11 protein-coding genes are annotated in these 12,780 nt (G+C 36.0%); 7 read left to right on the top strand and 4 right to left on the bottom strand.

The features are described from left to right. Positions 1 to 93: 93 nt before the first annotated feature. Both metK and HMPREF2837_RS10080 read right to left on the bottom strand, forming a co-directional pair. On the bottom strand, positions 94 to 1,284 hold the full coding sequence (gene metK, locus HMPREF2837_RS10075; RefSeq protein ID WP_049549686.1) for a methionine adenosyltransferase: 1,191 nt from the start codon (positions 1,282 to 1,284) through the stop codon (positions 94 to 96). Positions 1,285 to 1,522: 238 nt separating this feature from the next. After that, positions 1,523 to 2,221 (bottom strand): GntR family transcriptional regulator, encoded by a 699-nt coding sequence (locus tag HMPREF2837_RS10080; protein ID WP_049549685.1) that lies wholly within the window; start codon positions 2,219 to 2,221, stop codon positions 1,523 to 1,525. Between the two features lie 140 nt (positions 2,222 to 2,361). Here HMPREF2837_RS10080 and guaA point away from each other — a divergent pair, with 140 nt between their 5' ends. The 7 genes from guaA to HMPREF2837_RS10115 all read left to right on the top strand — a co-directional run bounded on the left by guaA (position 2,362) and on the right by HMPREF2837_RS10115 (position 11,294). Further along, entirely contained in the window at positions 2,362 to 3,924 is a 1,563-nt protein-coding gene (guaA, locus tag HMPREF2837_RS10085; protein ID WP_004253965.1) for a glutamine-hydrolyzing GMP synthase, read from the top strand. 370 nt (positions 3,925 to 4,294) lie between these two features. After that, the gene (locus HMPREF2837_RS10090) at positions 4,295 to 5,872 is read left to right on the top strand and encodes a helix-turn-helix domain-containing protein (RefSeq protein WP_075230919.1); all 1,578 of its coding nucleotides are present in this window, start codon (positions 4,295 to 4,297) and stop codon (positions 5,870 to 5,872) included. Further along, on the top strand, positions 5,865 to 6,749 hold the full coding sequence (locus HMPREF2837_RS10095) for a GSCFA domain-containing protein (RefSeq protein ID WP_007521758.1): 885 nt from the start codon (positions 5,865 to 5,867) through the stop codon (positions 6,747 to 6,749). The genes HMPREF2837_RS10090 and HMPREF2837_RS10095 overlap by 8 nt, the downstream gene beginning before the upstream one ends. Further along, on the top strand, positions 6,730 to 7,815 hold the full coding sequence (locus tag HMPREF2837_RS10100) for a hypothetical protein (protein WP_007521756.1): 1,086 nt from the start codon (positions 6,730 to 6,732) through the stop codon (positions 7,813 to 7,815). The genes HMPREF2837_RS10095 and HMPREF2837_RS10100 overlap by 20 nt, the downstream gene beginning before the upstream one ends. 2 nt (positions 7,816 to 7,817) lie before the next feature. Next, on the top strand, positions 7,818 to 9,023 hold the full coding sequence (locus tag HMPREF2837_RS10105; RefSeq protein ID WP_007521754.1) for an ATP-grasp domain-containing protein: 1,206 nt from the start codon (positions 7,818 to 7,820) through the stop codon (positions 9,021 to 9,023). Beyond that, the gene (locus HMPREF2837_RS10110; RefSeq protein ID WP_007521752.1) at positions 9,020 to 10,135 is read left to right on the top strand and encodes an ATP-grasp domain-containing protein; all 1,116 of its coding nucleotides are present in this window, start codon (positions 9,020 to 9,022) and stop codon (positions 10,133 to 10,135) included. Before HMPREF2837_RS10105 ends, HMPREF2837_RS10110 begins: the two co-directional genes overlap by 4 nt. Next, positions 10,119 to 11,294 (top strand): MFS transporter, encoded by a 1,176-nt coding sequence (locus HMPREF2837_RS10115; RefSeq protein ID WP_007521749.1) that lies wholly within the window; start codon positions 10,119 to 10,121, stop codon positions 11,292 to 11,294. Before HMPREF2837_RS10110 ends, HMPREF2837_RS10115 begins: the two co-directional genes overlap by 17 nt. Positions 11,295 to 11,770: 476 nt before the next feature. Here HMPREF2837_RS10115 and tnpA read toward each other — a convergent pair whose 3' ends face one another. Continuing rightward, positions 11,771 to 12,121 (bottom strand): IS200/IS605 family transposase, encoded by a 351-nt coding sequence (gene tnpA / locus HMPREF2837_RS11995; RefSeq protein WP_398578172.1) that lies wholly within the window; start codon positions 12,119 to 12,121, stop codon positions 11,771 to 11,773. 127 nt (positions 12,122 to 12,248) lie between these two features. After that, positions 12,249 to 12,780 (bottom strand): zeta toxin family protein (locus HMPREF2837_RS10125; RefSeq protein ID WP_075230920.1); only part of this gene is annotated, 532 nt, incomplete at its 5' end.

Below are 12,780 nucleotides of genomic sequence, written 5' to 3' on the forward strand. Positions count from 1 at the left end.
TTTACCCACTACAGAAATTATAGAGCCCTTTTTTGAAGAATATCGCTCAATAAATCATAACTAAAAAGGAGTTTAAATCAACTCCTTTTTACTTTATTTAACTGCTTCTTTCAAGGCATCAACCTTATCCAAGCGTTCCCATGGAAGGTCGATATCTGTACGTCCCATATGTCCATAAGCCGCTGTTTGACGGTAGATTGGACGTTTGAGGTCAAGCATTTGAATGATTCCTGCTGGACGAAGGTCAAAAATTTGACGCGCTGCTTTTTCAAGCTTGCTTTCCGCTACTGTACCAGTACCGAAGGTATCGATACGAACAGATACAGGTTGGGCTACACCAATTGCGTAAGCCAATTGTACTTCTGCTTTCTTAGCAAGGCCTGCAGCAACAATGTTTTTGGCAATATAGCGAGCTGCATAAGATGCTGAACGGTCAACCTTAGTCGCATCCTTACCAGAGAAAGCGCCACCACCGTGACGTGAGTAACCACCATAAGTATCTACGATGATCTTACGACCCGTCAAACCTGAGTCCCCTTGAGGACCTCCGATAACGAAACGACCTGTTGGATTGATGAAGAATTTAGTCTCATCGTCAAGATAAGAAGCTGGAATCACTTCTTTGATAACCTTGTTAATCACATCTTCATGAATTTGTTCATTGCTCACTTCTGGATCGTGTTGAGTTGAAATAACGACTGTATCCACGCGCACTGGCTGGTCATTTTCATCGTACTCAACAGTAACTTGAGATTTAGCATCTGGACGAAGGTAGCTAATTTCACCAGACTTACGAAGCTCTGCTAAACGACGAACCAACTTGTGGCTGAGTGAGATTGGCAATGGCATAAGTTCTTCAGTTTCATCCACCGCAAAACCAAACATGAGACCTTGGTCTCCAGCTCCAATCAAATCAAGTGGATCTTGATCCGCATTTCCACGAACTTCCAAGGCTTCATTAACACCTTGAGCGATATCTGGAGATTGCTCTACCAATGATGGATGAACTCCTACTGTTTCAGCTGAGAATCCATACTCAGTATTGGTATAACCGATCTCTGCAATGGTATCACGAACTACTCGGTTAATATCTACATAAGCAGTAGTTGAAATTTCACCAAAGACATGCACTGAACCAGTATAAACAGCTGTTTCAGCAGCAACGTGGGCTTCTGGATCTTGCTCTAAAATAGCATCCAAGATAGCATCTGAAATTTGGTCTGCAATCTTATCTGGGTGCCCCTCAGATACAGATTCAGACGTGAAAAGTTTACGTTCTGACATAAAAATGTCCCCCCTTAAAAAATATTCGTTATAGAGTTACAAAGAACTGGTAGGAAGAGTATTTGCAATCAATCCTGCCACCTTATCGGGACCATATAACCTAACTATTATAACACGAATCTTTGAAAAATACTCGTATGATTACTATTTTTATCAGAAGGAAAATGTTTTCTAATCCAAACCAAATAAAAAAAACTCTTAAAGTAGATCTGATTTTACTTCAAGAGTATTGTTAAAACTAATTATTTTCTAGATAAAACTCAAAACGTTCTCCGACGTATTGGCTCTTTACATACTCGAAAGCTGTACCATCATCAAAGTAAGACACCTGAGTCAGTCCTAATATAGCATGCCCTTTTTCGACCTCTAAGTAATAAGCAATTTTTTCCTTGGCTAGGCGGGCATAAATGGTCTGGTGAGATTTACCAATCCGATAACCATGTTTCTGCAAGGTTTGAAAGAAATGCTTGGTTACTTCTTCTTTCTTAAAATTTTTGATAAATTTCTCAGGAATAGAAGCCACCTCGTAGACTACAGGAACTTGATCTGCATAACGAACACGTTCCATCCGGATAATATTTTCAGTAGCCTTGATCCCTAATTTTTCAACTTCTTGCTCATTAGGGATCGTTCGACGATAGGAAATCAGATGACTCGATGGTGTTTTACCCTGAGCTTTTACAATCTCCGTAAAACTAGTCGTTCCACGCATTTTTTCCTGAACACGAGTACTAGAAACAAAGGTCCCGCTACCCACACGACGCTCCAAAACTCCTTCCTCGACCAAAAGGGAGATGGCTTGACGCAGGGTCATACGGCTAACTTCAAATTCCTCAGCTAAGTCTCGCTCACTTGGAAGTCTTTCCCCAATTTTCCAACTTCCCTCATCAATGTCTTTCTTGATTTGGTCGTGGATTTTCATATAAGCTGGTAACATGCTTGCTCACTTCTTTTCTTTATTTTTTCCATTGTACCCTATCTCATAGGGAAAAGTCAAACCGCACTTGTTTGGTTGGTAATTCTAACCCTTTTATGATAGAATATTCAAGAAGATATTTCTTTTAAGAAAGGGAAAAGATGAGCAACATTTCAACTGATTTGCAAGATGTCGAAAAGATCATCGTACTGGACTATGGTAGCCAGTACAACCAACTCATCTCACGTCGTATCCGTGAGATTGGTGTCTTTTCAGAACTAAAAAGTCACAAGATTTCGGCTGACGAAGTCCGCGCTATCAATCCTATCGGGATTGTACTTTCAGGTGGTCCAAACTCTGTTTACGAAGAAGGATCATTTGATATTGATCCAGAGATTTTTGAACTTGGAATTCCGATTTTGGGAATCTGCTATGGTATGCAGCTATTGACTCACAAGCTTGGTGGTAAGGTTGTTCCTGCTGGCGATGCTGGTAACCGTGAATACGGTCAATCAACATTGACTCACACAGAATCAGCTCTTTTTGCGGGTACTCCAGATGAGCAACTTGTCTTGATGAGCCATGGGGATGCTGTTACAGAAATTCCTGCTGATTTTGTTCGTACTGGAACTTCTGCTGACTGTCCTTACGCATCTATTGAAAATCCAGACAAGAAAATCTATGGTATCCAATTCCACCCTGAAGTTCGCCACTCAGTACACGGTTATGATATCCTCCGTAACTTTGCCTTGAACATCTGTGGTGCCAAAGGCGACTGGACAATGGATAACTTCATCGAGATGCAAATCAAACAAATCCGTGAGAAAGTTGGAGACAAACGTGTTCTCCTCGGACTTTCTGGTGGTGTTGACTCTTCTGTTGTTGGGGTTCTTCTCCAAAAAGCCATCGGGGATCAATTGATCTGTATTTTTGTAGACCACGGTCTTCTCCGTAAAGGTGAAGCTGACCAAGTTATGGATATGCTTGGTGGTAAGTTTGGTTTGAACATTGTCAAAGCAGATGCTGCCAAACGTTTCCTTGATAAATTGGCTGGTGTATCTGATCCTGAACAAAAACGGAAGATTATCGGTAACGAGTTTGTTTATGTCTTTGATGACGAAGCAAGCAAACTAACAGATGTGAAATTCCTTGCTCAAGGAACTCTTTATACTGACGTGATTGAGTCTGGTACCGATACTGCTCAAACCATCAAGTCTCACCACAACGTAGGTGGACTTCCAGAAGACATGCAGTTTGAACTCATCGAACCACTCAACACTCTTTACAAAGATGAAGTTCGTGCCCTTGGTACAGAACTTGGCATGCCAGACCACATCGTATGGCGCCAACCATTCCCAGGTCCAGGTCTTGCTATTCGTGTCATGGGTGAAATCACTGAAGAGAAACTTGAAACAGTTCGCGAATCAGACGCTATCCTTCGTGAAGAAATTGCTAAAGCAGGTCTTGACCGCGATATCTGGCAATACTTCACTGTTAACACTGGCGTTCGTTCAGTAGGTGTTATGGGAGATGGACGTACTTACGACTACACCATCGCTATCCGTGCTATCACTTCTATCGATGGTATGACAGCTGACTTCGCTAAGATCCCTTGGGAAGTCCTCCAAAAGATTTCTGTGCGCATCGTAAACGAAGTTGACCACGTTAACCGTATCGTCTACGATATCACAAGTAAACCACCTGCAACTGTTGAGTGGGAATGATTTATAAACATGATTTGAAGTGAAATGGTTGTTTTAACAGCACTTTAGGTTATTATAAAAGGTTAAAAATCAGTCAAAATTGATTGGTTCCCCACCAAAAGCCCCACCAGAATTTTTTTTGGTGAGGCTTTTTTATATTATGTGCCTTTCAGTCCGTCTCGCTCCGTTAGGTGCGAGACGGACTAATAGTCACATAAATAAAAACGGGAGAACTGACGCATCAGTCCTCCTAGACATAAACAAGTACGCCCCATTTACAGAAGATATTAGATCATCATGCTACGCAACAAAATGTTGCCTGAAAATTCTTGAAATTTTATTTTATACGAGTATAATAATAACCAAATTAACATAAGGGAGACATACGCCTATGATTGGTGACTTTTTAAAACAGCGTAGATTATCAATGGGGTTTACTCAAGAATTTGTAGCAAATCAATTAAAACTAAGCCGACAGGCTATCTCAAACTGGGAAAATGGCTCTCGTGATATCAATGTTAAAGACTTAATAGCTTATGCAAAACTACTAGAAATATCCTTCGAAGATTTAGAAGTTAGTTTAAATCAACCAAGTTCTTTGACTAAAGAAAGCTTCTCTAAAACAGCAGATGACATTTTACCTAAGCACTTTAATATGAAATTGCAAAAGAAAAGTCAGGGTAAAAATTCTACCACTCTAAAAAATCACATCAAGATTGAAGGTGATAAAGTTATTGGTGTTCATATTCTATTGTCTAGCTTATTTCTGAATAAGCATAAATTAGTTATTAGAAATTGTCCCACTGCTTTTGACTTTTTAAATATTTTGTATGAACTAGGGAATAATCATTGGTCTGACTCATATACCTGTGAAGACACCATTGAAATCCAATCTACAAATACACCTAAAGACATCATCTCTCTTAATAAAATTAGTCGAGCCAGCATCGGTATTATCTCAGCTTTGACCTATCGCTATCATCGTCTGTTGTTCACATTCCCTGGAGGAGATGACTTTTGCTTTAGACCTATTGACTTACACCTTGACATTCTCTCCACCGTAGCGAACTACACCTATAACGAAGAGAATAAAATCTTTTATTCTGAGAAAAATGACTTACTAAATAAAAATATCACATTGAATTGTTACGCTGATGGGAGTAAAAGTGTTGGTGCTTTCTTCAATGCTATTAGTTTGGCATATGTTTATCCAAATGAAATTAGAATCAACGGACTTTCACCAGACCCTACTGTGTGCTACCTCATTACATTACTAGAATCAGCTACTAATCGAACTGTAGAATATTTAACATCTGATAAAATTTTAATCCCTAAAGTAGATTCTATTGATATAGTCAATACTGAAATAACCTTACCTCCTGATATGTCTATGCTTATATCCTATGTTTTACTATTCTGGGATGAGCTAGAAAATATCATTTTCGATAATATACTTATCAAAGATATTCCCCAAAGTTACATTGAACTTTTTACAAAATTAGGATTAAAAATTATTGAAGATAAACACACAATTCAATTCAAAAAAGTATTTCAAATAGAAACCGAGTATTTTGAATTTCTAAGATTAGGTGCTGCACCATTTATCACCACTGATTTAGGTCCCATTGTATCAGAATTTCTAGCATCTCATAATATATCTTCCATTCTATTTGATGAAGTTTTTATTCATAGAGCCAGTCATGTGGCTGAATTAGAGAAGCTAGGTATACGAATTAAAGTATTAGATAATGGTGCTTTAAAAACACTAGACAAATTATCACTCACGAATTATCAATCCAACACATACAATATCAAAGATATACGCGCTGGAATGGCGATATTGATGGGAATAGTACAATTAAATATTGAATCCGCTGTGCTATTAAACTTTGACCAAGTTATGCGTGGCTTCGGTAATATTCAAACCATATTAAATATTCTAGGATATGATGGTGAACTATATGGATAGCTTACATTTTTACTCATCAAATGAATCTAAATATTTTCTAACTTATCGTCCTGAAAAAATATGCTTCTTAGGAGCATGTACAGCACGAAATTTATCACTCGGTATTGACTATTTTTCCAACAGTCAAATTAAAACTTTTTCTCCTTACGAGACCATTTTTAATGCTCCTTCCTTGCTAAAGGATTTAGAAGTTATTGCACTTGAATTGGATCATCATATTTTAATAGATTCCAAACAAAAGGTGTTCTATGATGAAATTCGTTTTTGGAATAAGTCGGAAAGTTACGAAGCTGTTCTACATCAAAATTTAAACATTGACAATTATGTCAAAACAGCACTAACTGAGTCAGATTTATTAATACTATCTCTAGGTTCTGTTGAAATGTGGTCTAAAGTCAACCATATTATGAATAGACTTCCAAAGAATCAATTTCTCAATCCTGAAATTAAGAATGTCTATCTATCGTCCGACGATATACTTAATTTTGCTAAACAAATTATGCGAGTTGTACAACTTATTAACCCTAAAATTAAGATTCAATTTTCAATTCCCTATGTACTTCTTAAAGCTTCTGAAAAGTTTCATAATCTGCATTTGGCTACGACTGAAAATTATCGTATTATCAAAGAAGCCATTATGGAATTAGGGGACGACTATTACTTTCCTGAATATGAACTATTCAAATACTATGTCGAAAAAAATAATCATCCTTTCCAAGAAGATGGAAGACATCCCTCTGTCAAGCTAATTGCAGATATATCTAAACACATTGTAAAAGAAATTAACAAGGATTATCTATTAGATATACCCAACAAACCATTTGCAATCAACAAAGTCGATAGCCGAGGTAAAATCAATGGCAAAGAATACTTATAGTGACGATTTACAACGTATCTTTAAAGCTCAGACTCTCCCATCATCGCCTTTGATAAGAGAAGAAAAGAACTTATTTACTTTTTCACCCATTCAAGATGAGCTAGAGTATTTTAAAGAAAAGAAAGATGGTTTATATGTAAAAGAACAAGTTTGTTTCCGAAATGTCTACCCTGCTAACTTAGTAAACCCTATCTCTACCCCATGCCAAACTTTAATTAGTTTATTTTCCTTCCATGAAGAGAAATATGGACAAATTATTGAAACCTTTATCACAAAATTTTTAAATAAATGGATTCCTTTCGATAACATTTATATTATATGTCCAAAAATGACTGATATCCTTGGTCAACTGTACAACGTTACTAATCACATTATCGAAATTGATAAAAATCGACTTCAGTGTCATGTTCCTTTATCAGGGAATCATTACTACATTAAAATTTGTAGTAATTACCACGATGGTTTGGTAACATTAGCAAATTTTGTTCTAATCAATTTTCAAGGAGGATTTCAGTCTCAATTAGACAGTGTCTTCTTTCCTTTACGATTAGATATGATTCGTGAACAGGCTAAGTCTATTTACGAGTCACAAACTTTTCTGGCTACCTACAATAGGTTATATAGACTTTCTAATAGCCATGAACTAGCACATTTTTTCATCAGTCAACTAGAAGCATTAAACTTTTTATTCCCAGAAATTGGAAAATTTGGCAATCATAGACACAGCTATGCCCTAAAAAAGGTAGCTAGGGAAATTTTTTTAGAGTGTGATATTCACAACATCTCAGTAGAACTTATTTTTAATGAGTTTCCATCGATTAAAATCGAATTACTAAAACAATACAAGGAATACTCTCGAAATATCAATAAAGCGTTAAAGAAAGTCAAAAAGAATAGGGATACAATGGGGGCAGACTATGCCTATCAAACATTAGGGATCCCTTATAAACTCTACAAAAGTCAGATTGATCCCACTTACAAACTACCTGAATTGCCGAGCAACTTTGCTTATTATAGAGATTCGCATAAAAACCTCTATCAAAATCCAATAGAAAGTTATAAATAATCATGGCAAAATTACTTATCTTACACCCCTATCGTGAAACTTACACTGATATTTACTCTTGTCTTTCCAAAAATCATCACTATACACTCCTGATTGATGATAGCAAAGTAGAATCATTTGAAACGAATAAACCAACCAATGTCACTCTAGTTACTACCCAACATTATCCTGAAAAGAGAAAAGAAACCTCACAAGGAATCCTACAACGATCTCATTTCGATGCGATTGTTGCTTTAGATGAGTTTGATATGGTATTGGCTGCAGAATTACGAGAACAATTTCATATTAAAGGACAATCAGTCAGTCAAGCTAAAACTTTCCGTGATAAGAGTAAAATGACACAGAAAGTTAATGAACTAGGTTTTAAAATCCCCCATTCCCGGAAAATCTCATCTTATGAGGAATTGAAAAACTTTTTCAAAGAACATGAAGATATTATTCTAAAACCTTTGGATGGAGCTGGTTCTGTTGATACTTTTCATTTAAAGAGAGAGACTGATTTGGTTTCCTTTCATTCTGATCATTTTTGGAAAGATAAGACTGTCCTTGTTCAAGAATACATCTATGCAGATGTCTATCACATAGATGGCTTTGTTTATCAGGGGAATATCATCTACTGTGAACCTTCCCAATATATCTACAATCCCTTGCTCATTAAAAAAGGTATCTCAGCTGCAGCGGTTTCCTTAGACCATACTTCAGAACAGTTCAATAAGCTTGTTGACTATGCTTCTACACTAAGCCATGGACTTTATCCCAATGGAACATTTCTTTTTCACTTAGAGGTGTTTTACGATGGACACGAAATCATTTTTTTGGAAATTGCTTCACGCATTGGTGGTGCACGGATTCGTCAAAATCTACAATATAAACTGACCTACAATCCTCTTGAGCTTCTCTTGACAGCCATCTGTAGTGACACCTTACCCATACTTCCAACCGTATTTCCAGTTACTGGCTGGCTCCTAACTGCCAAAATGGAAGGAGTCATCCAACAACTCCCAGAACTAACGGAAACGATAAAAGAACAGTATTCTATCTTTGACTATATTACTTACACGCAAATTGGTAAACAGTTGCATTCTGCTTTTCACAGTGCAGATGCTGTTGTCGGTTTTTCTTGTCATGGTTCAACATTCCGAGAAACAAAAAACAATCTCTTAGGAGCTGAGACTTGGGTGTTAGAAAACACGAGGTATAAAAAATGAAATATTTTATTTATCGCTTTTCTCCTGCAAGTATTGGTATTAAAGCAAACGAAAATTTAGGTATTATCTGTCCTAGCAGACAAGAAAAAAATTATCTTTCAGTTGGATTTTTAAAGAACCAAATTTTTTGTATAGATGATTTTAGTCAAATTAATCTACTCTTTTTTTTCAAAGATATACAGAACATAGAGGATATTTTCACACTAGATGAAGGACTCATGCATATTGTCGGTATCTTAAAATCGCTTTTTACCTCCGATGAAGAGGCTTGGAAAATCGCTTATACTTATAAAGACAAGAAAATCATGCGCACTCAGCTGAGTGAACAAATCAGTCAGCCTCAACTATTGAACCCAAATGATATTCTTCCTAATACCTTTCTGATTAAACCTAGATGTGAAGCTTCTGGCAAAGATATTCATATTATCTCTCAAATACCAGAGTATTATACAGCTGAGAATTTTCTTTTAGAAAGTCAGGAACAATTTGATACCATGTTTACTTGTGATGGTATAGCTATTAATGGAAAAATCCAATACTTTTTTACACATGAATATATAGGAAATATCCTAGATATTAAAACAACCTTCATCAATATCGTCCGTACAAACTCTCACTATAATAATCCCCTCTTCATTCAACGATTAAAAACTGAGACCCAAAAAGTATTGGACAGTTTAGGAACTGAGAAAATACATCCTTTCCATGCAGAGTTCTTTTATAACTCCACTACTGATGAGGTAAGCTTTTGTGAAATTGGAAAGCGGTTTGGTGGAGGAAATATTCCTTTGCTTATCAAATGTGCATTTCAAATTGATATCCTAGATACTTACTGGAACCTTATAAATAGTGTTTCTATACCAGCAGAGATTCCAACATCGCCCAGTAAAATTGCACTGACTTTAGCTATTTTTCAGAATGGCCATCATCAAGCTCCTCCAAAGCTCCCTATCCCTATCGAATTTTTTAGAGAATATCCTGAAAAGATAAACTGCCCTGCTCATTCACTAGATGATTTACGCTATCTCATCACTACTAGTGTAAAGAATGAGAAGGAATTTACACTCATAAACGAGCTACTTGAGGAATATAAGTATGAACAAAGAGAATAAAAATATCCTACTACTGATTATCAGGGGACAAACAACAAACTTGGGTAATATTATTTTTGATTATGCCAATAAATTATTAATCGCAAACCTTACCGTTCAATCCTCATTCTTTATGATGCTTTATCAGTCTAGCGAATCCATTGTTCGCTTACTATTTAATCTATTTGCAGGATATGTTGCTGATTTTAGCGATAGAAAACGCATGCTCATTCTAACAGATGTGATTGCTGCAATTGCAACTTTCTTACTATTTTTATTTTATAATCCGCAAAATATCTGGATATTGGTTGTTGTCAATATATTACTGGCTATTTTATTTAGTTTTAACGGCCCAGCTTATAAGGCTATTATAAAAGACCTTCTTTCCAGCGATGGAATCTTTACCTATAACTCTATTTCTAAAATAGTGGCTGAGATTGTTGGAGTTGGAGCACCGCTAGCTTCCGTCTTTGTTATCCATCAATTTGGATTTAGATATGGTATGCTGATTAACTCTTTCTCTTTTATTATTTCAGCTTTGTGTGAATATCGTTTTCACATTTTACATCACCATAATACTATCCAATCAAAATTTTTTACTGGATTAAAAGAAGGTTTTACCTACCTCTATGAAGACAAAACACTCCTAACCATTTTAATTTCTTCCGCTTTTCTAAACTTCTTAGATGCGATCTATTCCTTCTATCTTCCATTCACAGCAACGTTTTCTCAATTTCATCAAATTTTTGCCTATATTCTCGTTTCTCAATCTATCGGAAGTATCATAGGAGCTCTTATCATCAGTCTAAACAAGAAAAAAATTGAACCGAGATACTTTCTTCATTTCTTATTGCCAGGTGCAGTCTCCTTAATACTTATTAATCTTTTTCAGTCCTCGCAAATTATCTTATTGATTTTATTTTCTCTGTTCTCTACAACTGTTTCAATGTTCAATGTGAATTTAATGTCACATCTCCAAGTTTCTATAGATTCCAATTTCTTAGGACGCATTTTTAGCATCATATTCACTATTAGTGGTATCTTTGCTCCTTTCGGAACTATGTTTGCATCATGGATTGATTTTAAAAATTGGCAAATATTTCAATATATAGGTATTGTTCAACTGTTGATTTATATAATCAGTTTACTAGCACTTAATAAGAGTTACCAAAAAAGTTAAATCATCCAGCTACGCAGCACAAAATTAGGAAGATTATTCAATTCCAAATTGAAAATCTTTTTGAAATAAGCTATAATAAATTTAAGTAGTGATAGGAGATAGGATAGTGCCTACAATCAGTTTAACACGTGATATAAAGCTAACAAATGAAGATTCTTTAAAGATTTTCAACAATCAACCATCTGAAAAATTATAAGAATTATTGAAATCTATTTAATCATAAGATACTACCACTCTAACGGAAAATAAACTCATTTCAAAATATTTATAACTCATCGCTCTTATAATCATGACCACCCGTCTAACGGGTGGTTTGTCCCAGAGCTATAAGCCCAAATTACCAGCCAGCGCCTAAAGTCGCTGGCTTTCACGTTGTTCAAGCCTTATTGCTCTTGACTCGTCACTTGCCTCTCAAAGAGGCTGCTTTAGTATTACTTACCACTATCCCTAAAGGGATCCTCATATTCTTTCACACTTCATTTATCTAGTGCTATATCATGCTTTTCCTGTTCTTGAATATATTTCTTAATTGTGGCTTCATTAAGCCCTACTGTACTCACATAATAACCTTCCGCCCAGAAATGCCGATTCCCAAACTTGTACTTTAGATTGGTATGCCTGTCCAACATCCTAAGTGTACTTTTACCTTTTAAATAACCCATGAAACTCGAAACACTTATCCTCGGTGGAATACTTCCTAACATTGGCTTGAACACCTTTATTGTATCAAGTTCGGAGTTTTTTTGGCATAACATTCGACGCGCACTCGCATAGCGAGTGATTTTTTTTGTCTCGCACCTAGCGGAGCGAGTCGGACTAATAGTCACATAATAAAACGCATAATTTCAAGTTTTTCAACACCTGAGACTATGCGTTTTTTAGTTCTAAAAAATTTTCGCCCACCTTGAACAACTAACAAAAGTTATAAGTAGACTATATTTTTAAACTCAAGATCTAACAACCATTTCGATTAGTTAAATCTTTCAATCTTTCTTCTCCAGTTTTAAGCATCTCTTTCTCTACCTGACTCCACTCCCCAAACAGTAACTCTTGAAGAACATCTGCTGCTGAAGTTGTATTTTCTCCTGAATCATATACACAACTTCTATCTCGTTGATAAATTTGAATTCTTTCAACGATAGCCAGTTCTTCCAATTGTCGTGTATTATCAACTAGATGATTTACAATGAAATCATGATGTTCTTTTGGAGTTGCGCGTGCTTGATTTGGATTGATAGCGTACAGTTCTTCGTATCGGATAAGGGTGCTCAGATAGAACAATTCGGGCTTTGTCGCAATTATTGCTAATTGTACTTCATATCCCCTACTTTTCAAGAGTTGTGCTGTTTTCTTTGGAACGTCAATCGTTCGTAAAGTTCCCTCTATCAAAAGATTGTATCCCAAATGACTCAATTCTGTTACTAAAGACTCTACCATTTTACCTGCAAAATATTTGGTGTATTCTACACTATCTTTGCCATATTCT

This window comes from Streptococcus sp. HMSC071D03 (genome assembly GCF_001812125.1).
In the GTDB taxonomy this organism is placed as follows: domain Bacteria; phylum Bacillota; class Bacilli; order Lactobacillales; family Streptococcaceae; genus Streptococcus; species Streptococcus pseudopneumoniae_N.